Source organism: Bradyrhizobium sp. PSBB068 (assembly GCA_016839165.1).
GTDB lineage: Bacteria > Pseudomonadota > Alphaproteobacteria > Rhizobiales > Xanthobacteraceae > Bradyrhizobium.
Map to the genome: position 1 here is coordinate 176,981 of CP069300.1, position 20,480 is coordinate 197,460.

Here is a 20,480-nt window from a genome sequence, read left to right on the forward strand (position 1 = left end):
GGTTCTGATTCGACTCGGCCACCCCTGGAACTTAAGGAATTCAGTCCGCATATCCCCTGCTTGTGGAGCCCTCTCAAACTTGATCTAGTGCCGCCGCCGTCAGCCTACCCGAGATGTTGCGGTGAACGTTTCAGGCCTGGAATGGAGTCACCGATTCGGCCGCGATTCGTTCTAGACTCGTTCCGAAGCTTAAGAACGGCGCGGAAAGCGTCGCATTGTGAGACAGATTCGGCCTCAGATGGTGTCCATGACTGCTTTTCCGTCATTGCGAGCGAAGCGAAGCAATCCATGCTTCGGGTATGCGCGGATGGATGGATTGCTTCGTCGCTTCGCTCCTCGCAATGACGGCTGACAGACAGTCGGCTGCCGCAACAAGAAACACCTGCAAAATATGGCTTTCTCAACTTCGTTCGGAAATGACCGCGTGCCCGGTGCTGGTGTCACCGCGGTGCTGGGCCCGACCAACACCGGCAAGACGCATCTCGCCATCGAGCGCATGCTGGCGCATTCGTCGGGCCTCATCGGCCTCCCGCTGCGGCTGCTCGCGCGCGAGGTCTACAACAAGATCGTCGATCGCGCCGGTGTCGACAATGTCGCGCTGGTGACCGGCGAGGAGAAGATCAAGCCGAAGGCGCCGCGCTTCTGGGTCTCGACGGTCGAGGCGATGCCGCGCGATCTCGATGTATCCTTTCTCGCCGTCGACGAGATCCAGATCGCCGCCGATCTGGAGCGCGGGCACGTGTTCACCGACCGCATCCTCAACCGCCGCGGCCGCGACGAGACGCTGCTGCTGGGCGCTGCGACAATGCGTCCGATCATAGAGCGGCTGTTGCCGGGCGCCTCGATCATCACGCGGCCGAGGCTGTCGCAGCTCGAATTCGCCGGCGACCGCAAGATCACGCGGCAGCCGCGGCGCACGGCGATCGTCGCGTTCTCCGCCGATGAAGTCTACGCGATCGCCGAATTGATCCGCCGTCAGCATGGCGGCGCGGCTGTGGTGCTGGGCTCGCTGTCACCGCGCACGCGCAATGCGCAGGTCGCGATGTTCCAGAACGGTGATGTCGATTACCTCGTCGCCACCGACGCAGTCGGCATGGGGCTCAATCTCGACGTCGATCACGTCGCCTTCGCCTCCGACCGCAAGTATGACGGCTATCAATTCCGCCGGCTGACGCCGGCCGAATTCGCCCAGATCGCCGGCCGCGCCGGGCGCGCGACGCGCAACGGCACATTTGGTACGACGGGGCGTTGCGCGCCGTTCGAGCCCGAGCTCGTCAATGCGCTGCAGAACCACACCTTCGACAGCGTCAAGATGCTGCAGTGGCGCAACGCCAGGCTGGATTTCTCCTCGCTCGGCGCGCTCCAGGTGTCACTGGCGCAGGCGCCCAATCATGAGGCACTGACGCGAGCGCCGGTCGCCGAGGACCAGCGCGTGCTCGAACATGTCGCACGCGATGCCGAGGTGCGCGAATGGGCGCATGGGCCGAAGGCCGTGGAGCGGCTATGGGAGGCCTGCCAGGTTCCGGACTACCGAAAGCTGTCGCCGGCCGCCCATGCCGAACTCGTGACCACGCTGTACGGCTTCCTGATGCAAAAGGGTCGTATCCCTGACGCATGGTTTGCGGCCCAGGTCGACCAGGCCAACCGGACCGACGGCGATATCGACACGCTATCGGGCCGGATCGCGCAGATCCGGACCTGGACCTTTGTTGCCAACCGGCCGGACTGGCTCTACGACCCGGACCATTGGCAGGGGATCACGCGCGAGCTCGAAAATAAATTGTCCGATGCGCTGCATGAACGGCTCACGGAGCGTTTCGTTGACAGGCGGACCAGTGTATTGATGCGCCGCCTGCGGGAGAACTCAGTTTTGAATACGGAAATTGGCAAGACCGGTGAAGTGATCGTGGAAGGCCATGCGATCGGCCGGCTCGATGGTTTCACCTTCGCACCTGATGCGGCCGAGGCCGGCAGCGACGCCAAGGCGCTGCAAGCCGCCGCCCAGCAGGTGCTGGCGCGCGAGATCGATGCGCGCGCGGAGAAACTGGGTGCGGCGCCCGACGAGCAGTTCGTGCTGACCTCCGACGGCACCATCCGCTGGACCGGCGATGCGGTCGCCAAGCTGGTCGCCGCCGACGACGCGCTGCATCCGCGGCTGCGCATCATTTCCGACGAGCGGCTGACCGGCGCCTCGCGCGAGGCGGTGCAGACGAGGCTCGACCTCTGGCTCAAGACGCATATCGAGAAGCTGCTCGGGCCGCTGTTCGAACTGTCCAAGGCCGAGGATCTGCAGGGCATCGCCCGCGGCATCGCCTTCCAGCTGGTCGAGGCGCTCGGCGTGCTGGAGCGCACCAAGATCGCGGCCGAGATGAAGGATCTCGACCAGCCCTCGCGCGCGGCGCTGCGCAAATACGGCGTACGCTTCGGCGCCTACCACATCTATTTCCCGCAACTGTTGAAGCCCGCGGCGCGCTCGCTGGCTTCGCTGCTGTGGGCCGAGAAGCAGAGCAATGTCGACATGGCTGCGCTGTCGAATGTGCAGCATCTTGCCTCCAGCGGCCGTACCTCGTTCCCGGTCGACAAGGCCCTGCCGCGCGATGGCTATCGCGTGCTCGGCTATCGCCAGTGCGGCGAGCGCGCGGTGCGCGTCGACATCCTGGAGCGGCTCGCCGATCTGATCCGCCCGGCGCTGGCCTGGCGCGAGACCTCGCCTGGCGAGAAGCCCGCCGGTGCGTTCGACGGCCGCGGCTTTGTCGTGACCCAGGCGATGACCTCGCTGACCGGCTCCGCCGGCGAAGACTTTGCTTCGATCCTGCGCGCGCTCGGCTACCGCATGGACCGTCGTCCGCCGTTGCCGCCGAAGCCCGTCGCGGCCACGCCGGTCGAGGCCACCGAGACGGTCGCCGCCGAGACCACCGAGGCACCAGCTGCCGAAGCGTCGGTCGAGGCCGGTTCTGACGCCGCCGTCGATGCGCCGGCCGAGGCCGCCGCCGAGCTCACGGCCGATGCGCCGGAGGCTGCGACGGATCAGGTCGTGTCCGGCGATCCCGCGCCGTCGGCCGCATTGCTGCCCGACGTCGGCTTCGCCGAGGTCGTCGCCAGCGAGGCGACGCCGGTCGTGATCGAGACCAGGCCCGAACCCGAGCCCGTGGCGGAAGTTGCCGCGGAGCCTGCCGCTCTCGCCGAACAGCCAGTTGCCGAGGTGCCCGCTTCCGAAGCTGCGCCTGCGGTGGAAGCCGCTGCGGAGGCGCCGTCCGGGGCCACCGCTGAGGCACCGGCGCAGACCGCGGGCACCGAGGCCGCAACTGCCGAGGCCGCTCCTGCGCCAGCGGAGACGCCGGCTGAGCCGCAACTGGTCGAAGTCTGGCGTCCCGGCGGCCGCTCCGACGAGCGCCGTCCGCATCATCGCGGCGGTCACGACCGCAACCGCGGCCGCCACCAGGGCAAGCCCGCCGAGGGCGCACAGGCCGCGGAAGGCGGCGGCGAGGGCGAGAAGCGCGAGCATCATCGCCGTCCGCGCCGCCATCAGGATTTCCGCACGCCGCGCCCCGGCGCACCGGCCGATGCGACCGCAGCCGCGGCCGCGCCTGCCGACGGCGCACCGGCGCGCGACAATCGCCAGGATAATCGTGACGACCGCGGCCAGCGCCGCGAGCGCTTCGAAGGCAAGGGCTTCGAAGGCAAGGGTCGCGATCGCGACAACAACGAGCGGCGCCGCGACAACAAGTTCGGCGGCGGCGATCGCAAGGGCGAGCGCGGTGATCGTGACCGCGGCGGCCGCGACAAGGGCGGCCGCGACAAACGCGAGAGCGGACCGTCGCACCGGCCCTATGCCTCGAGTGCGCCGCGCGAGCGCGACCGGCCGATCGATCCCAACTCGCCCTTCGCCAAGCTCGCTGCCCTGAAGGAGCAGCTCGCCGGCCGGAAGGAATAGTGCAACCCTGGTCTGAAGCTTGGATCGACAGCGGCTCGATAAATGGCTGTGGCACGCGCGGGTGGTGAAGGCCCGCACCAGCGCGGCCGAGCTCGTCGCATCAGGTCATGTCCGCCTCAACGGCACGCGCGAGAAATCGCCGGGCCATGCGGTGAAGCCGGGCGATGTCATCACCGTTGCGCTCGACAACAGCGTCCGGGTGCTCAAGGTGATCGGCTTTGCCGAGCGGCGCGGCGATGCCAGTTCGGCGCGCGAGCTGTACGAGGATTTGCAAGGGAGCAATTTGCAAGCCGGTAAGGAGTAGTTATCTCACGTCTGTTATTTCGGCCGAAGCATGATCCGGACTGTGGGGCCGGACGCGCGATAGGATCATGCTCCCAACAAAACCGGCTGGCAGGGTCGCCAGAATGCAGGTGTTTTTCGGGGCCGGCTTCCCTTGCGGCTCCGGTATTCCTGCGCTACGCAACCCCAGAAAAAGTGGATCGTTTCGGAGTTTTGGATGACCTACGTCGTCACTGAAGCCTGCATCAAGTGTAAATATACCGACTGCGTCGAGGTCTGCCCCGTCGATTGCTTCTACGAGGGCGAGAACATGCTGGTCATCCATCCTGACGAATGCATCGATTGCGGCGTATGCGAGCCGGAATGTCCGGCCGACGCCATCAAGCCGGACACCGAGCCGGGCCTGGAAAAGTGGCTCGAGGTCAACCGCGACTACGCCAAGAGCTGGCCGAACATCACCCAGAAGAAGGACTCGCCCGAAGACGCCAAGGAGTGGGAAGGCAAGGAAGGCAAGTTCGAGAAATATTTTTCTCCGAATCCGGGCAGCGGCGACTGATTCGCCTTACCTCTTCGGGACTACCCCGATAAGGGCAGGCTTGGCCTGCCGCAGCCGTCCGTTCGGCCGCGGATTTAACCCTAATGACGGACATATGACCTGAGGATCCCCTGTTATGCCCGGAATCGGGCGTAAATCATTGATTTTTGCGGAAAATGTGCTATATTCAGCACATTACAGGCCAAGAACCCCCTGCCATGCGTACCTTGTGGCTTCGAGGTTCCCGCAACATCGAACAGGGGCGTGGCAGTTTCCGCGCGCAGGCTGTGTCACAGAAAACGCGTAAAAAGAGTGCTTCAAAGACGACGAAAAAAGCCGCTGTCGTTGCTCGCAGCGCAACCAAGGGCCGTGCCAAGGCGTCCGTGAAGGGGCCTAAGAAGGCGGCGGCTGCAAAGTCCTCAAAGAACAAAAGAAGCGTGATGCCAGAAAAGACTGCCAAGCCTGCCGCGAAGGCGACGGCTGCGAAACCCGCTGCCGCCGCGAAGGTCGCCCCCAAAACTGCTGCTGCTGCGCCGAAGCCGGCTGCTCCGAAGGCTGCCGTCCCCGCCGCCGCTCCGAAGGTTGCCGCCAAGCCGGCCGCCGCGCCGCGCGTCGAGGAGCCGAAGAAGGTCGTGACCCAGCGTCAGGGCTTCAAGGCCAATGAATTCGTCGTCTATCCCGCTCACGGCGTCGGCCAGATCCTGGCCATCGAGGAGCAGGAGATCGCGGGCGCCAAGCTCGAGCTGTTCGTGATCAACTTCATGAAGGACAAGATGACGCTGCGGGTGCCTACGGCGAAGGTCGCCAATGTCGGCATGCGCAAGCTGTCGGAGCCGGCGCTGGTCAAGAAGGCGCTGGAGACGCTGAAGGGCCGCGCCCGCGTCAAGCGCACGATGTGGTCGCGCCGCGCCCAGGAATACGAAGCGAAGATCAATTCGGGCGACATCGTCGCGATCGCCGAGGTGGTCCGCGATCTCTATCGTTCGGAATCGCAGCCCGAGCAGTCCTACAGCGAACGCCAGCTCTATGAAGCGGCGCTCGACCGTCTGTCGCGCGAGATCGCCGTGGTCCAGCATTCGACCGAGACCGAGGCGATCAAGGAGATCGAAGGCCAGCTCGCCAAGAGCCCGCGCCGCGGCGCCAAGGCCGAATCTGCTGAAGGCGACGCCGAGGGCGATGCCGACGGTGAGGATCTCGACAACGATGGCGACGATACCGCCGTCGAGGACGAGGCGGCCTGAAAGGGTTCGACGGACTGAAAAACAAAAGCCCGGTCGCAAGACCGGGCTTTTTGCTGTCTGAAGCAGACTTCCGTCGCGCCACGGTCCTCCGTCAAGCGGCGCAGCGCGGAACTGTGCTCCGCGCGCGCCACGCAGCCTTGCGCAATTGCCGCTTGGCGGATCGCCGCGACTCATGACCTCTTGCGGCGCGCTGGCGGCGATATCGCGCCGGCAAGGGGCGCGGCATGCTTGCGGGACGATCGCTGGGGCGCGGGTTCGACACGCTGTGGGCCGCGTTCGCGGTTTCGTCGCTCGGCACGCGACTGGCCTTCGATGCCTTCCCGCTGATCGCAATCCTCGTGCTGCATGTCGGGCCGGCGGCGGTCTCTGCACTCGCTGCGGTCGGGATGCTGGCCGGTGCCGTGCTGGCGGTGCCGCTCGGGCCGTGGGTCGAATTCCGCCGTAAGCGGCCGGTGATGATCGCAATGGACCTGATCCGCTTTGCCGCGATGATGAGCGTCCCGATCGCATTCGCGCTCGGCCAGCTCAGCTTCATCCAGCTCGTCATCGTGTCGGTGATCGCGGCGGCCGCAGACATCACGTTCCGTGCAGCGAGCGGCGCCTGCCTGAAGAGCCTGGTCAGGCGCGAGGATCTGGTGCTCGCCAACGCGCGGCTCGAATCCACCATGTGGATGGCGACCGCGGTCGGCCCGCCGCTCGGCGGCGTCGCGATCGGTCTGTTCGGTCCGGTCGTCACCGTGATCGCCGATGCCGTCAGCTTCCTGTTATCGGCGGCCGGAATTCGTTCGATCGGCGCGACCGAGCCGGAGCCCGCACGGCGCGCGGCGCCGTCCTACAGCATGACCGATCTGCTCGCGGGATGGCGATACATCCTGGCACATCCGGTGCTGCGGTCGCTGTTCCTCAACACCGTGCTGGTCAATGGCCTGATCATGGCGACGGCACCGCCGCTGGCGCTGCTCATGCTCCGCGATCTCGCATTCGCGCCGTGGCAATACGGCCTCGCTTTCGGGGCGCCCTGCGTCGGCGGGCTGCTCGGCGCACGGTTGGCGCCGGTGCTGGCGGCGCGGTTCGGGCAGCACAACATCCTGCTCGCTGCCGGTGCGCTGCGCGCGTGCTGGTCGCTCGGCCTTGCCTTCATACCTGGCGGCACGGCCGGCATCGTGGTGGTGCTCTGTCTTCAGCTCGGCCTCGTCACCTGCGCCGGCGTCTTCAATCCGGTGCTGGCGGCCTATCGCCTCGGCCATATCGAAATGGAGCGGACCGCGCGGATGCTGGCGGCCTGGTCGATCTCGAGCCTGGCGATGACCGCGCTGCTGACGGCGCTGTGGGGCGTGCTGGCGGGCCTTGCCGGCGTGCGCACGGCGATTGCGCTCAGTGGCCTGCTGATGCTCCTGACCCCGCTGCTGCTGCCGCGCCGCGCGCTCAACATGAGCGCTGCTTGATGCTGCGGCCGCGGTCCTCGTAGGTAGCCGTGGATGGAGTTGCTACCTCACCCGCTGCTTCTCCAGCTTCCGCGCCAGCGTGCGGCGGTGCATGCCGAGGCGGCGGGCGGCTTCGGAGATGTTGAAGTCGGTTTCGATCAGGGTCTGGTGGATGCGTTCCCATTCCAGCGTCTTGATCGAGGTCGGCCGCGCGCCGACCTCGATGGCGGCGTTGCCGGCGGCTTTCTGGAATGCGGCCTCGATGTCGTCGGTGTTCGACGGTTTTGCGAGGTAGTGGCAGGCACCGAGCTTGATCGCCTCCACCGCGGTCGCGATGCTGGCAAAGCCGGTCAGCACCACGATCAGCATCTCGGGGTCATGCGCATGCAGCGCCTCGACGCAGGCAAGGCCCGAGGCGCCGCCGGCGAGCTTCAGGTCGACCACCGCATAGCCCGGCGATTGCTGCTCGAGCAGCGCGCGGACCTCGTCGAGCGAGGCCGATACCGCGACGCCGTAGCCGCGGCGCTCGAACGAGCGCTTCAGGGTACGGGCAAAGCCGGAATCGTCCTCGACGATCAGGAGCTGGCGGTCATCCGTCAAGATCGTCTCCGATCGCAAGCGTCGCGAGCGGCAGCTCGAGTCGGACCGCCGCGCCGATGTCCGGCCGGTTGCGCGCCGTCACCACGCCGCCGAGCTTGCGCACCACGTTGACGACCAGGAACAGGCCGAGGCCGCTGCCGGGGTTGCCCTTGGTCGACTGATACGGCTTGCCGATATGTGAAAGCATCTCGCGCGAGAAGCCCGGGCCGCGATCGTTCACCGACAGCAGCAGCTTGTCGGCATTGCGCTCGGCCATCAGCTCGATCCAGTCGCGCGAGACCTCGGCGGCGTTGTCGAGCACGTTGAAGATCGCCTGCTTGAGCGCGATATCCGAGACGATCGCCAGGTCGGCGCCGAACGCATTGCGGAAATACAACGTGGCGGAGGGCCGCGTGGTCCGCCATTCCTGCACCAGTGCGGTCAGGAACGCCGCCACCGTGGTCGGCGAGGAGCCTTCGCCGCGGGCTTCGCCGGCCGATAGCAGGATGCCCGTCACGATCGACTTGCAGCGCTGCACCGAGATTTCCATCTCGCCGAGGTCCTGCGACAGCTCGGGATCGGAAGCGAGTGCAGGCATCCGGCGCCAGTCGCCCAGGATGACCGAGAGCGAGGCGAGTGGCGTGCCGAGCTCATGCGCGGCGCCGGAGGCCAAGAGGCCGATCCGGACGATGTGGTCCTGCTCGGTGGCATGCTGGCGCAGCGCGGCGAGGCGGAGGTCGCGATCGCGCAGGTTGCGGTTGATCCGGGTCATGAACACCACGAGCAGTACCGCGTCGAGCACGAGGCCGATGAAGGTGCCGGCGATATAGAGGTTGAAGGCGTCGGCAAAGCCGTGCTGCGGGAGCTCCAGCGGGCGGTAGTAGCTGGTCAGCCAGGCGAAGTTCACGCAGACCAGCGCCACCAGCGACCAGGTCGAGGGCGCATCGAGCAGCACCGCGCCGAGCGTCACCTGCAGCAGATAGAGCGAGGTGAAGGGATTGGTGGCGCCACCGCTGAGATAGAGCAGGGCGGTCAGGGCCGCGACGTCGAGCGCCAGCGCGATCAAGAGCTCGCGGTTGTTGATGTCCGCCCGGTAGCGCAGCCACAGCAGGCTGACGACATTGAGGGCCACCAGCCCGGAGATCACGGCGGCCAACGGCAGCAGCGGGAGGGCAACGCCCATCCAGAACTGCACAAAGCCGATGGTGATGATCTGGCCGATCACGGCGATCCAGCGCAACTGGACCAAAAGGGCCATGTTCTTGCGATTGGTCGCGATGTCGGCGGGTGCTGCGAGATCGAACGGCATGCCGGCGGCCGCGCTCACGGCGGACGGCATCACGGCCCTGCCGGTCGCGGCGTTCTCCTCATGCAGATCCGATGTGCGCTCGAGCATCTGGGCCTGGGTCGCGAGACAGATTGCGGGCTGCGCCGATCAGGCGGCGCACGGCGGCGCGCCTTGAACTCCACCCTGGATCGGAGGCGCCGGCACGGTTCCTGCTGACGATGCGCAGGAGCGTGCCGGCCAGCATAAAGGCCAGCGCGAACCATGTCAGCGCGTAAATCAGGTGGTTGTTCGGAAACCGCACGATCGTGAGTCCGCCGAGGGGGGTGCCGCCCGGATTCGGCGTCGCATCGGCGTCGATGAAGTAGGGGGCGACCTGCGACAATCCGCGCGTGGCGGCGATCGCGGCGACGTCGCGCGAATACCAGCGGCCGGCCGCCGGATCGTTGCTGCGCAGGAAGCCGCCCTTCGGTTCCGACATCCGCAGCAGCCCGGTGACGCTGACCGGCCCCTGCGGGTTGCCGCCGCTGCGCGTCGCGGGATCGCGTCGGTCGGGCGGCACGAAGCCGCGATTGACCAGCACGATGGCTCCGCCCGTGGTTTGAAGTGGGGTCAGCACCCAGAAGCCGGGACCTTCGTTCGTCACAGCCTGCACCAGCGTCTCGTCGGCGTTCAGGAAGGTGCCGTGCACGGTGATGCGGCGGTATTCGTCGCGCGCGGCCGCGACATCAGGCCATGACGAGGGCGGCGGCGGGGCGACCGGTGCCGCATGCATGCGCTGCTCGACCCGTTCGATCAGCGCCAGCTTCCAGGTCCTGCGTTCGATCTGCCAGACGCCGAGCGCGCTCAGCAGCACCACGCCCAGCATGCCGAGCGTGAGCAACACGTAACGGCGCAGAGCAATCTTGCGCCCGCGTCGGGACTGCACTCCCTCTCCCGCTTGCGGGGGAGGGCTGGGGTGGGGGTGTCGCCGCGAATCGGAAGAATCATTGAGTGGAGGGAGCCCCCACCCGCCGCGCGCTGCGCGCGCGTCGACCTCCCCCGCAAGCGGGAGAGGTGAAGAGGGGCCTGAGGCGCCCCGCATCGTCACGGCATCTGGCTCATGTCGTGCATCGGCATCATGTTGATGTTGAGATGATGCATGACCCACAGCGAGCCGGTCAGCGCGATCACCACCATGATCACGGTGAATATCAGCGCCATCATGGTCCAGCCGTTCTCCGACCGGGTGTTCATGTGCAGGAAGTAGATCATGTGGACCACGATCTGCACCGCCGCCAGCACCAGCACGATCAGCGCGGTGACCGCCTTGTCGGCGATGGTCCCGGTCATCACCAGCCAGAACGGAATGGCCGTGAGGACGACCGAGAGGCCGAAGCCGATCAGATAGCTCTTCAGCGAGCCGTGGGCGGCGCCGCCATGGTCGTCATGGCCGTGGCCGCCGGCATTGGCTTCGAGGGTATGAGCGTCGGCGTGAGAATTTGATGTCATCGCAGCATTCCCAGGAGATAGACGAAGGTGAAGACGCCGATCCAGACCACGTCGAGGAAGTGCCAGAACATCGACAGGCACATCAGGCGGCGCCGGTTCGCCGTGGTCAGGCCGAAACGCGCGGTCTGCACCATCAGCGTCACCAGCCAGACCAGGCCGAAGGTGACGTGCAGGCCGTGGGTGCCGACCAGCGTGAAGAACGACGACAGGAAGGCGCTGCGCTGCGGCGTCGCGCCCTCATGGATCATGTGGGCGAACTCGGTGAGCTCGATGCCGAGGAAGGCGAGGCCGAACAGGCCGGTGATCGCGAGCCAGAGCTGGGTCTGGCCGACCTTCGACTTCTCCATCGTCAGCATGGCGAAGCCATAGGTGATCGAGGAGAGCAGCAGCATCGTGGTGTTGAGCGCGACCAGCTTGAGGTCGAACAGGTCCTTCGGCGCCGGGCCGGCGGCATAGTTGCCGCCGAGCACGCCATAGGCCGCGAACAGCATCGCGAAGATCAGGCAGTCGCTCATCAGGTAGATCCAGAAGCCCAGCATGGTGCTGGCGCCTTCCGGATGATCGTGCTCGTCGATGACGTGGAATATCGGCTCGGAGCCTTGGACGGAGATTTGGGTGGTTGCTACGCTCATGGCTGGGCTCCCGCGGCGAGAACGCGCGTCCGCGCATCTTCGGTCCGCACCACCTCATCCGCCGGGATGTGGAAGTCGCGGTGATAGTTGAAGGTATGGCCGATCGCGACCGCGAGCAGCGCGACGAAGCTGACGGCGGCGAGCCACCAGATGTACCAGATCAGGGCGAAGCCCATCACGGTTGCAAGGCCGGCGAGGATGATGCCGGTGCCGGTGTTGGACGGCATGTGGATCGGCTTGAAGCCGGTCAGCGGACGCTTGTAGCCGCGGCGCTTCATGTCCCACCAGGCGTCGTTGTCGTAGACCACCGGAGTAAAGGCGAAGTTGTAGTCCGGCGGCGGTGACGAGGTCGCCCATTCCAGCGTCCGCGCATTCCAGGGATCGCCGGTGGTGTCCTTGAGCTGCTCGCGCCTGAGGATGCTGACCGCGAACTGCACCAGCATCGCGCCAATGCCGAGCAGGATCAGGAAGGCGCCGAAGGCGGCGATGACGAACCAGATTTGCAGGGACGGATCGTCGAACACGCGGAGCCGTCGCGTCACGCCCATCAGGCCGAGCACGTAGAGCGGCATGAAGGCGAAGTAGAAGCCGGAGACCCAGAACCAGAACGACAGTTTGCCCCAGAACGGATCGAGCTTGAAGCCGAAGGCCTTCGGGAACCAGTAGTTGATGCCGGCGAACAGGCCGAACAGCACGCCGCCGATGATCACGTTGTGGAAATGCGCGATCAGGAACAGGCTGTTATGCAGCACGAAATCGGCCGGCGGCACCGCGAGCAGCACGCCGGTCATGCCGCCGATCACGAAGGTCAGCATGAACGCCACCGTCCACATCATCGGCAGCTCGAAGCGGATGCGGCCGCGGTACATCGTGAACAGCCAGTTGAACATCTTCGCGCCCGTCGGGATCGAGATGATCATGGTGGTGATGCCGAAGAACGAGTTGACGCTGGCGCCGGAGCCCATCGTGAAGAAGTGGTGCAGCCAGACCAGGTAGGACAGGATGGTGATGACGACGGTGGCGTAGACCATCGAGGTATAGCCGAACAATCGCTTGCCGGAGAACGTCGCGGTCACCTCGGAGAAGATGCCGAACGCCGGCAGCACCAGGATGTAGACCTCCGGATGGCCCCATATCCAGATCAGGTTCACGTACATCATCGGGTTGCCGCCGAAGTCGTTCGTGAAGAAGTTGGTGCCGACGTAGCGGTCGAGCGACAGCAGCGCCAGCACCGCGGTCAAGACCGGGAAGGAGGCGACGATCAGGACGTTGGTGCAGAGCGAGGTCCAGGTGAACACCGGCATCTTCATCATCGTCATGCCCGGCGCGCGCAGCTTGACGATGGTGCAGACCAGATTGATGCCCGATAGCGTCGTGCCGACGCCGGCGACCTGTAGTCCCCATATGTAATAGTCGACGCCGACATCAGGACTGTAGCCGATGTTCGACAGCGGCGGGTAGGCGAGCCAGCCGGTGCGGGCGAATTCGCCGACGAACAGCGACATCATCACCAGCACGGCGCCGCCGACCGTCATCCAGAAAGAGAAATTGTTGAGGAACGGGAAGGAGACGTCGCGGGCGCCGATCTGCAGCGGCACCACGTAGTTCATCAAGCCGGTCACCAGCGGCATCGCCACGAAGAAGATCATGATCACGCCGTGGGCGGTGAAGACCTGGTCGTAGTGATGCGCCGGGAGGTAGCCGTCAGAGCCGCCAAACGCGATCGCCTGCTGCATGCGCATCATCAGTGCGTCGGCAAAGCCGCGCAGCAGCATCACGATGCCGAGGATCATGTACATGATGCCGATGCGCTTGTGGTCGACGGTGGTGAACCACTCGCGCCACAGATAGCCCCAGAGCCGGAAGTAGGTGACGAGCGCGAACAGCGCGAGGCCGCCGGTCGCGACCACCGCGAAGGTTCCGACCAGGATCGGCTCATGCAGCGGCAGCGCATCCAGATCGAGGCGGCCGAAGATCATCTTGACGAGATCGGGATTCATGCGGTCCTCCTCAGGACTCTGATTTCGGACGCTGGCCGAGCAGCTGGGATGTCGACGACGGATGCGCGGGCGAGAACGGCGGACGCTTCAGCCCGAAGCCGCGCAGCGGCGTCAGGTCGAGCGGCGCGGTGACCTCGCGTGACGGCGCGTTCTTGATCTCGTCCATCGAGCAGATGCCGGCGACGAAGGTCGGCTCGGTGCCGAGCGGCGCGCCGCGGCGGGCGTATTTGTCGTAAGTCAGCGGCAGCGTGTTGTTGAGGCCTTCGCGCCCGAGGCCACCCTTGGCGTCGATCGCCATCATCTCACTCATGCACATCTTGCCGGGCTCGACGCACATGTTGAGGATCGCCTTGTATAGATCGCGATCGACGGTGCCGTAGAGCCGCACCGGATCGTCCTGGCTCGGACGCTCGAGCTGCAGATAGTCGCTGCGGCCGAGCATGTTGGTGCTGGCCTTGGCGTTGGCGACCCATTTGTCGAAGCCGCCGGCCGACAGGCTCTTGAATTCGAAGTGCATGCCGGAGAAGCCGGCGCCGCTGTAATTGGCGGAGAAGCCGCGGAAGCTGCCTTCCTTGTTGGCGACCGCGTGCAGCTTGGTCTCCATGCCCGGCATGGCGTAGATCTGACCGGCAAGCGCCGGGATGTAGAACGAGTTCATCACGGACGAGGCCGTGATGCGGAAGCGGATCGGGCGGTCGACGGGCGCGGCGAGCTCGTTGACGGCGGCAACGCCGTAATCTGGGTAGATGAACAGCCACTTCCAATCGAGCGCGACCACCTCGACATTGAGCGGGGCGTCCTTGCTCTCGATCGGCTTGTCGGCGGCGATGCGGCCGAGCGAGCGATAGGGATCGAGCAGATGGGTGCCCATCCAGGTCAGCGCGCCGAGGCAAATGATGATCAGCAGCGGGGCGGACCAGATCACCAGCTCAAGCTGGGTGGAGTGATCCCACTCCGGCTCGTAGGGTGCCGCGGTGTTGGACTGGCGGTAGCGCCAGGCGAAGAAGATGGTCAGCGCCATCACCGGAAGCACGATGATGAGCATCAGGATGGTCGAGATGACGACGAGGTCGCGCTGCTGGGCGGCGATGTCGCCCGCCGGCGCCAGGACGACGAAATCGCACCCGCCAAGAAGCGCCGCGAACGGCAATAAGGCCAATAATTTCAAGGCGCGCACGGCTCACCCCACTTGAATTTTATGAGTTCCGCCAAGGGGTAGCTGCGATGCAGCAAAGTTGACATTGGACAATTTGTCCAATGTTGCACTGCGGGATGGGAGGTCAGAAGGTGAGATGGACCGCGTGGCAAAGCGCCTGCGGTGGCATCTCTAAGGATGGATTTCGGCGCGATGGCACAGGCCCCAGCAATGGCTCACGGCACCCCGACCGCGTCAGGTCACGGGCAGGCGAAACCCGGCGAAATCGCCATCGGCGTCATCATCGGGCGCACCTCGGAATTCTTCGATTTCTTCGTCTATGCGATCGCCTCGGTGATCGTGTTCCCGAAGCTGGTGTTCCCGTTCGTCAACGAACTGACCGGCACGCTCTATTCATTCGGCATCTTCGCGTTGGCGTTCGCCGCGCGGCCGCTCGGCACCGTGATCTTCATGGCGGTCGACCGCCGCCACGGCAAGGGCGCCAAGCTCGTCATCGCGCTGTTCCTGCTCGGTACCTCGACGGTGGCGATCGCCTTCCTGCCCGGCTACGACACGATCGGCGTCGCGGCGATTTGGCTGCTTGCCGCCGCGCGCGTCCTGCAGGGCATCGCCTGGGGCGGCGCGTGGGATGGCCTCGCCTCGTTGCTCGCGATGAACTCGCCGCCGAACAAGCGCGGCTGGTACGCGATGGTGCCGCAGCTCGGCGCGCCGCTCGGGCTGATCGTCGCGAGCGCGCTGTTCGCGTTCTTCGCCGGCAACCTCTCGGCGGATGATTTCTTCGATTGGGGCTGGCGCTATCCGTTCTTCGTCGCCTTCGCCATCAACGTGGTGGCGCTGTTCGCGCGGCTGCGCATGGTGGCGACCGATGAATATTCCGAGCTGTTCGAAAGCCGCGACCTGGAGCCGGCGCGCGTCGGCGAGACCGTCGCGCAGGAAGGCCGTCACATCCTGCTCGGCGCCTTCGCGCCGCTGGCGAGCTTTGCCCTGTTCCACATGGTCACGGTGTTTCCGCTGTCCTGGGTGTTCCTGTTCACCAGGGAAAGCCCGGTGCGCTTCCTGATCATCGAGATGATCGGCGCCATGGTCGGCGTCGTTGCGATCGTCGCTTCCGGCATGATCGCCGACCGCGTCGGACGCAAGCCGCTGCTGCTTGGCTCGGCGGTCGCGATTGCGGTCTATAGCGGTTTTGCGCCGCAACTGCTCGACGCCGGTGCGTTCGGCGAAACGGTGTACATGGTGCTCGGCTTCGTGCTGCTCGGCCTGTCGTTCGGCCAGTCGTCGGGCGCGATCGCCTCGAGCTTCGCGCGCAACTATCGCTACACCGCCTCGGCGTTGACCTCGGATTTCGCCTGGCTGTTCGGCGCCGGCTTCGCGCCGCTCGCAGCGCTGCTGCTCGCCACCCATTTCGGCCTGATCTCGGCCGGCGCCTATCTGCTGTCCGGCGCGGTGTGGACGCTGCTGGCGCTGTGGCTGAGCGGCCTGCGCGAAGCCGAAGTCAATTGATCAGGCAGCCTCGTTCGTCTTGTGGCCCGGATTGCGCTGCGCTGCATCCGGGCCACGGACCTTCGTTACCGGAACAATCCGTCGACGCGGAACGAATAGCCGAGGCCGACAATGTAGTTCGGTGAGTTGCGGTTGAGCCCGAACGCGACATGAAGATCGAGCTGCTGGGTCGGCGTGATCCGGTAGACGCCGCCGGAATTGATCAGCTGGGTCGGCCGCGCGCCGCCCGGATAGTCGCCGACATATTCGGTGAACATGCTGATCCGCTCGGTCAGCTTCTTCTCGATCACGAAGGTCGCTTCCGACACCTGCCGGCCGGTCAGCTCGGCAGGGTGGAAGAATTCCGTGAACATGCCGCTGACGCCCCAGCCGTCATGCAGCTCCCATGACCATGGCAGCTGGATGTAGGGCTGCGCGCCACGACCGACGATCGTAGTCGCGCCGGTTGGCAGCGCGACGCCGGCGGTGATCGACAGGGCGATCTTCCCCGGCAGCGGGCTGATCTGCCATTTGATGCCGGGCGCGACGTCGGAAAAGCCCGATACGCCGGGCGATTTCACGCTGCCGGACCAGCTCGGCAGGTCGACCAGCACCTCGAGGCAGGGCGCGATCCCGAGCCGCCAGCGGCTGTTGCTGCCGTCGACGCTGCGGCCGGCGGAGCGGCCGGTGGCATTGACGCCGTTCTCGCTCTGCAGGCTCCCGACCGGCACGACGATACTTGAATTGGTGACGTCGGGCCGGTCGGTCGCAATTTCGTCGCTCGACCTGGGGCAGCCGTCCGCGCGCGCGGCGGTGGTGGCTGCTGCGGCTGTGAGCGCAGCGAGCAGCATGCACGCGAGTCCGGCAAGTCGAGCGACGGCGCCGAGCCGATTGCGAAACACTGGGGATGCTCCAATAGCCCGGCGCCGCTGCGGAGGTGGCAGCTGCGAATTGAGATCGGTGGGCCGCGCGGATATTCCACGCGGGCGGGAAAAAACTTCGGCAACAACTGCCATTCTCGGCGATCGATCCGGCTTGCGTCCAGCTCAATCGCGAACCGGCGGAATTCCCGGGAATAGATCGCCGGTGGGGCTGCTCCTGTTGTGGTGACAAACAGGAGACCCCCGGGAATGACCATCCGTTCGATCGCAGGCGCGCTGGCGCCGCGGCACGCCAAAACCGCCGCGATGGCGGCGATCGCGATCCTGCTCGCCCTGAACAGCGCCCGTGCGGCGGGAGATGCCGCGCGCGGCGCCACGCTGTATCAGGGCTGCGGCGATTGCCATTCGATCGAGAAGAACGACGTCGGACCGATGCACAAGGGTGTCGTCGGCCGGCTTGCCGGATCGGTCGCAGGCTACAATTACTCGCCTGCGTTGAAGAACTCGAAGATCGTGTGGACCGAGGCCAATCTCGACAAATGGCTGACCGGTCCCGATGCGATGGTTCCGGGCACCAAGATGTTCTACGAGGTTCAGGATCCGAGGGATCGGGCCGACATCATCGCCTTCCTCAAGGAGAAGGCGAAGTAGGCCGTTTTCTCTCTCCGTCGTCCCGGCGAACGCCGGGACCCATAACCACAGGGCTGCGTTGTTCGAGCGCGCTGTGGCCCCAGCTTCGTCCGACAATGAACGACGGTGGTTATGGGTCCCGGCTTTCGCCGGGACGACGGCGGCGGCGATGCGCCAACGCAGCCTCAATCCACCACGATCTTGACGCGGTCGCGCGGCTTCACCTGGGCATGCGCGTCGAGGCCGTTGAGCATCCGGAAGCGCTCGGCCGGATGATCGACGCCGGCCATGCGGTGCGACAGCGATTCCACGGTGTCGCCGGGCTGTACGGTGATGACCTTGATGCGCAGCGGCCGTGCGGCCTGGATCTCATCCAGCGTCAGGCGACGGAATGAATTGACGGTCTCGCGCGCGTTGCGCTCGCTCTCGGTGGATTTCTGCTTGGCGGCGAAGATGAAGCGGTAGACGTCGCTGCCGAAGCGCAGCGCATAGACCTTGAACTGCCACTGGTCGCCATGCGCCGTGGCTGACGCGGCCGGAAAGCCGTTGATGTTGAGGTCCTCGGTCGACGACTTCTCGACGCCTTCCATCCAGCCGGAATTCAGATAGTCGCCGAGCGACTGTTCGGCCGGCACCCGCACCACGTCGAAGCGCATCGCCTGGCTGCCGCCCTCGCGGACGCCGATCACGGCCTGCGCGGTGTTGTCGAGCGTGAAATTCTCGGGCGCGGTGAAGGTGAAGCCGAGCTTCGGATGCAGGAATCTGCGGCCACGGACAAAACCTTCGCTGGGGTCCTCGCCATAGACGATGTTGTCGATCGCGGCGAGATAAGTCTCGCGGTCGCGCTCGTCGTTCTCGGGCGAGGAGTATTGCCGCGCGGTGGTCTGCGCATTGGCGATGCGCTCCGGTGTCGCCGGATGCGACGAGGTGAAATCCTGCGCACGCGGATCAAGTGCGGTCTTGCCGACCTTGAGCGCGGCGTTGCGCTCCATCGCGGTCAGGAAGCGTGCCGCGCCGTAGGGATCGAAATGCGCGCGCGCGGCGATCCCGACGCCGATGCCGTCGGCCTCGAACTCCTGCTGCCGGGAGAAGCTCGCCATCGTCAGCTTGGTCTTGGCGAGCGCCAGCGCCGTCAGATCGGGGTCGGTGCTCATGTCGGTGACGACGCGCGTCACCACCGCCGCCTGGCGCGCCTGGTCCTCGCGCATCGCGGCGTGTTTGGCCAGCACATGCGCCATCTCGTGGCTCAGCACCGAGGAGAGCTCGGAGGTGTCGCTGGCGAGTGCGATGAGACCGCGGGTGACGTAGAGCTGGCCGGTCGGCAACGCGAAGGCGTTGACCGCGCCGGAATTGAGGATCGTGACCTTGTAGGCCTGGTCGGGCCGCTCGGAGGCGGCGACCAGCCGCTCGACGGTCTTGCTGATCAAGGCCTCGAGCTTGGGGTCGTCATAGGCGCCGCCATAGGACGACAGGATGCGCTCATGCTCGCGCTCGCTGTTGGGCGTCTGCTGCACCACCCGGTTCGGCTTCACCGGCGCCGCCGCCGCCGCCGGGGTGACCTGCTCGAACCGGCCGACATTGCCGCAGGCCGACAGCGTGAGGGCCGCGCAGACGAGCGCAGGCGCTGCCGAAAGGCGGCGGCCAGTCCCATCTTCACGCCGTCCAGCGCGCTCAATCACGTCAAAAACTCACAAATTGTCCCGTGAATCGGCCGGGCTGTAGCCAGAGCCTCTAGTTCCCGCCGAGCACTTCAATCTGCCCCACCCGGAGCAATTCGATTCGCGGCCCACGTCGCGCTTCCACCCAGCCTCGCACACGAATCCTGCGATTTTCCAGAGACTTGGGCGCAAGCCCGGCCGCCTCGAACGCAGGGACTATGCGCCTTGAAATAGTCAGAGCAAAGTCCCGTGTCCAGTTTCGGCCGAAATTCAGGTAAGTCGTCGCGCCCGCCTGGCGCACGGACAAAACCCTGCCCTCGACCACGGTAAAACGCCCGATCCCGGCCAAAATATCGTCCGGACTTTCAGCGTTTTTTATGACCGTGGCCTCCGCCCAGGTTCCCGATCGGGCGGCGCGCGCCTCGCCTTCCGCCGCCATCAGCGCCGCGGCGCAATCCTTGTCGGCGATGTCGGACGACACCAGCGCGACGCCCTGGCGCAGCAACTCTCTTTGTACGGGCGTCTCGCTGCCTTCGAGGAATGCGTAGGCCGGTTGCCGGCCATAGCGGTCCGGCGTGTCGTCCTGTCCGCGCAACGTCACCTCTCGGCCGGCCAGCAGCGCGCCCAGCGCTGCGGTGGCCTTCGCCCGGTCGGCCACCTCGATCCCGGCGAGCCTGACCTCGCGGCCGTCGTCCAGCCGCAGGCTGCGTGCGTCGACGACGGCGGTGACGCGACCTTCGCCCTGAATCTCGAAATTGCACCCGGCCGCTTCGGCGCGTCCGATGCATGCGGCGATCGCAAGCGCACACGCTGTCATCGCAACCGTCCGCTGACGGCGAGGACATGCTCTATCGCGTGGAGACGTCATGCTGCACTCGTCGCTCCGGCACACGCCGTTCGGGGCGTGTTCGCCAACACGAACAGTCTGGCCGAAAGATCGTTTCGGAGCCACAGGCGAGACCGCATCGATGGGGCCGACACGGCTCGGCGATGCGCCGCTGAACATTTTGTCGCGGCACTTCTCACTGCGCGCATCGTCATGCCGCGTGTTTCACATCGTTGGGCGCCCGCCGCGCCATCGCCGGATCGCCGATCGCGATGAAGATTGGCGCCAGAACCTGCGCAGCGCGCTCTCCGCGCCCGTCAACCTTACCCATTGACCATCGCAACTCCGTGCGCGGAATGAGAATTTGTTATTATTGCCAATGACTTGCGGCGCAAGCAAACTAATCGGCAATTTTTCGAAATAGCGGCCGAAGCGCGGTCGCTC

18 protein-coding genes are annotated in these 20,480 nt (G+C 65.8%); 8 read left to right on the forward strand and 10 right to left on the reverse strand.

Annotated features, from left to right (window positions below; genetic code table 11):
- The first annotated feature begins 391 nt into the window (after positions 1-391).
- The 5 genes from JQ507_00830 (at position 392) to JQ507_00850 (ending at position 7,437) form a co-directional block, all read left to right on the forward strand.
- Positions 392-3,934, forward strand: a complete 3,543-nt coding sequence (locus JQ507_00830; GenBank protein ID QRI70124.1) for a helicase — start codon at positions 392-394, stop codon at positions 3,932-3,934.
- 19 nt (positions 3,935-3,953) lie between these two features.
- Positions 3,954-4,238 carry an RNA-binding S4 domain-containing protein gene (locus JQ507_00835; protein QRI70125.1) on the forward strand — a complete coding sequence of 95 codons (285 nt, stop codon included), beginning with the start codon at positions 3,954-3,956 and terminating at the stop codon, positions 4,236-4,238.
- Between the two features lie 195 nt (positions 4,239-4,433).
- Positions 4,434-4,772, forward strand: coding sequence for a ferredoxin family protein (locus JQ507_00840; GenBank protein QRI70126.1), 339 nt, complete (start codon positions 4,434-4,436; stop codon positions 4,770-4,772).
- Positions 4,773-5,191: 419 nt separating this feature from the next.
- Positions 5,192-5,992, forward strand: a complete 801-nt coding sequence (locus JQ507_00845) for a CarD family transcriptional regulator (protein ID QRI70127.1) — start codon at positions 5,192-5,194, stop codon at positions 5,990-5,992.
- A gap of 224 nt (positions 5,993-6,216) precedes the next feature.
- Complete coding sequence (locus JQ507_00850; protein ID QRI70128.1) at positions 6,217-7,437, forward strand: MFS transporter; 1,221 nt, start codon at positions 6,217-6,219, stop codon at positions 7,435-7,437.
- A gap of 42 nt (positions 7,438-7,479) precedes the next feature.
- On the opposite strand, the gene JQ507_00855 is transcribed toward JQ507_00850, so the two are convergent.
- The 7 genes from JQ507_00855 to cyoA all read right to left on the reverse strand — a co-directional run bounded on the left by JQ507_00855 (position 7,480) and on the right by cyoA (position 14,580).
- Positions 7,480-8,016: a response regulator transcription factor gene (locus tag JQ507_00855; GenBank protein ID QRI70129.1), complete on the reverse strand. Its 537-nt coding sequence runs from the start codon at positions 8,014-8,016 to the stop codon at positions 7,480-7,482.
- The gene (locus JQ507_00860; protein ID QRI70130.1) at positions 8,006-9,391 is read right to left on the reverse strand and encodes a HAMP domain-containing histidine kinase; all 1,386 of its coding nucleotides are present in this window, start codon (positions 9,389-9,391) and stop codon (positions 8,006-8,008) included. The genes JQ507_00855 and JQ507_00860 overlap by 11 nt, the downstream gene beginning before the upstream one ends.
- Complete coding sequence (locus JQ507_00865; GenBank protein QRI73129.1) at positions 9,363-10,148, reverse strand: SURF1 family protein; 786 nt, start codon at positions 10,146-10,148, stop codon at positions 9,363-9,365. The genes JQ507_00860 and JQ507_00865 overlap by 29 nt, the downstream gene beginning before the upstream one ends.
- Before the next feature lie 218 nt (positions 10,149-10,366).
- Complete coding sequence (gene cyoD, locus JQ507_00870) at positions 10,367-10,771, reverse strand: cytochrome o ubiquinol oxidase subunit IV (protein ID QRI70131.1); 405 nt, start codon at positions 10,769-10,771, stop codon at positions 10,367-10,369.
- Positions 10,768-11,403: a cytochrome o ubiquinol oxidase subunit III gene (cyoC, locus tag JQ507_00875; protein ID QRI70132.1), complete on the reverse strand. Its 636-nt coding sequence runs from the start codon at positions 11,401-11,403 to the stop codon at positions 10,768-10,770. Before cyoC ends, cyoD begins: the two co-directional genes overlap by 4 nt.
- On the reverse strand, positions 11,400-13,403 hold the full coding sequence (cyoB, locus tag JQ507_00880) for a cytochrome o ubiquinol oxidase subunit I (GenBank protein ID QRI70133.1): 2,004 nt from the start codon (positions 13,401-13,403) through the stop codon (positions 11,400-11,402). Before cyoB ends, cyoC begins: the two co-directional genes overlap by 4 nt.
- Positions 13,404-13,413: 10 nt before the next feature.
- Entirely contained in the window at positions 13,414-14,580 is a 1,167-nt protein-coding gene (gene cyoA / locus JQ507_00885) for a ubiquinol oxidase subunit II (protein ID QRI70134.1), read from the reverse strand.
- 189 nt (positions 14,581-14,769) lie between these two features.
- Between cyoA and JQ507_00890 the strand changes: the two genes are divergently transcribed.
- Positions 14,770-16,062 (forward strand): MFS transporter, encoded by a 1,293-nt coding sequence (locus JQ507_00890; protein QRI73130.1) that lies wholly within the window; start codon positions 14,770-14,772, stop codon positions 16,060-16,062.
- Positions 16,063-16,127: 65 nt separating this feature from the next.
- On the opposite strand, the gene JQ507_00895 is transcribed toward JQ507_00890, so the two are convergent.
- Positions 16,128-16,943 (reverse strand): transporter, encoded by an 816-nt coding sequence (locus JQ507_00895; protein QRI70135.1) that lies wholly within the window; start codon positions 16,941-16,943, stop codon positions 16,128-16,130.
- 228 nt (positions 16,944-17,171) lie between these two features.
- Between JQ507_00895 and JQ507_00900 the strand changes: the two genes are divergently transcribed.
- The gene (locus JQ507_00900) at positions 17,172-17,573 is read left to right on the forward strand and encodes a c-type cytochrome (protein ID QRI70136.1); all 402 of its coding nucleotides are present in this window, start codon (positions 17,172-17,174) and stop codon (positions 17,571-17,573) included.
- Between the two features lie 164 nt (positions 17,574-17,737).
- On the opposite strand, the gene JQ507_00905 is transcribed toward JQ507_00900, so the two are convergent.
- A complete protein-coding gene (locus JQ507_00905; GenBank protein QRI70137.1) occupies positions 17,738-19,231 on the reverse strand; it encodes a M48 family metalloprotease in 1,494 nt (497 codons plus the stop codon).
- Between the two features lie 52 nt (positions 19,232-19,283).
- A complete protein-coding gene (locus tag JQ507_00910; GenBank protein QRI70138.1) occupies positions 19,284-20,027 on the reverse strand; it encodes a thermonuclease family protein in 744 nt (247 codons plus the stop codon).
- A gap of 49 nt (positions 20,028-20,076) precedes the next feature.
- On the opposite strand from JQ507_00910, the gene JQ507_00915 reads away from it, so the two are divergent.
- Entirely contained in the window at positions 20,077-20,370 is a 294-nt protein-coding gene (locus JQ507_00915; protein ID QRI70139.1) for a hypothetical protein, read from the forward strand.
- Positions 20,371-20,480: the final 110 nt, after the last annotated feature.

Coding starts and splice junctions, on each gene's coding strand:
- JQ507_00900 (QRI70136.1), top strand. CDS start 17,172: ATGACCATCCGTTCGATCGCAGGCGCGCTGGCGCCGCGGCACGCCAAA.
- JQ507_00850 (QRI70128.1), top strand. CDS start 6,217: ATGCTTGCGGGACGATCGCTGGGGCGCGGGTTCGACACGCTGTGGGCC.
- JQ507_00830 (QRI70124.1), top strand. CDS start 392: ATGGCTTTCTCAACTTCGTTCGGAAATGACCGCGTGCCCGGTGCTGGT.
- JQ507_00915 (QRI70139.1), top strand. CDS start 20,077: ATGCTGCACTCGTCGCTCCGGCACACGCCGTTCGGGGCGTGTTCGCCA.
- cyoD (QRI70131.1), bottom strand. CDS start 10,771: ATGACATCAAATTCTCACGCCGACGCTCATACCCTCGAAGCCAATGCC.
- JQ507_00840 (QRI70126.1), top strand. CDS start 4,434: ATGACCTACGTCGTCACTGAAGCCTGCATCAAGTGTAAATATACCGAC.
- JQ507_00910 (QRI70138.1), bottom strand. CDS start 20,027: ATGACAGCGTGTGCGCTTGCGATCGCCGCATGCATCGGACGCGCCGAA.
- JQ507_00860 (QRI70130.1), bottom strand. CDS start 9,391: ATGCTCGAGCGCACATCGGATCTGCATGAGGAGAACGCCGCGACCGGC.
- cyoC (QRI70132.1), bottom strand. CDS start 11,403: ATGAGCGTAGCAACCACCCAAATCTCCGTCCAAGGCTCCGAGCCGATA.
- cyoB (QRI70133.1), bottom strand. CDS start 13,403: ATGAATCCCGATCTCGTCAAGATGATCTTCGGCCGCCTCGATCTGGAT.
- JQ507_00890 (QRI73130.1), top strand. CDS start 14,770: ATGGCTCACGGCACCCCGACCGCGTCAGGTCACGGGCAGGCGAAACCC.
- JQ507_00845 (QRI70127.1), top strand. CDS start 5,192: ATGCCAGAAAAGACTGCCAAGCCTGCCGCGAAGGCGACGGCTGCGAAA.
- JQ507_00865 (QRI73129.1), bottom strand. CDS start 10,148: ATGCTGGGCGTGGTGCTGCTGAGCGCGCTCGGCGTCTGGCAGATCGAA.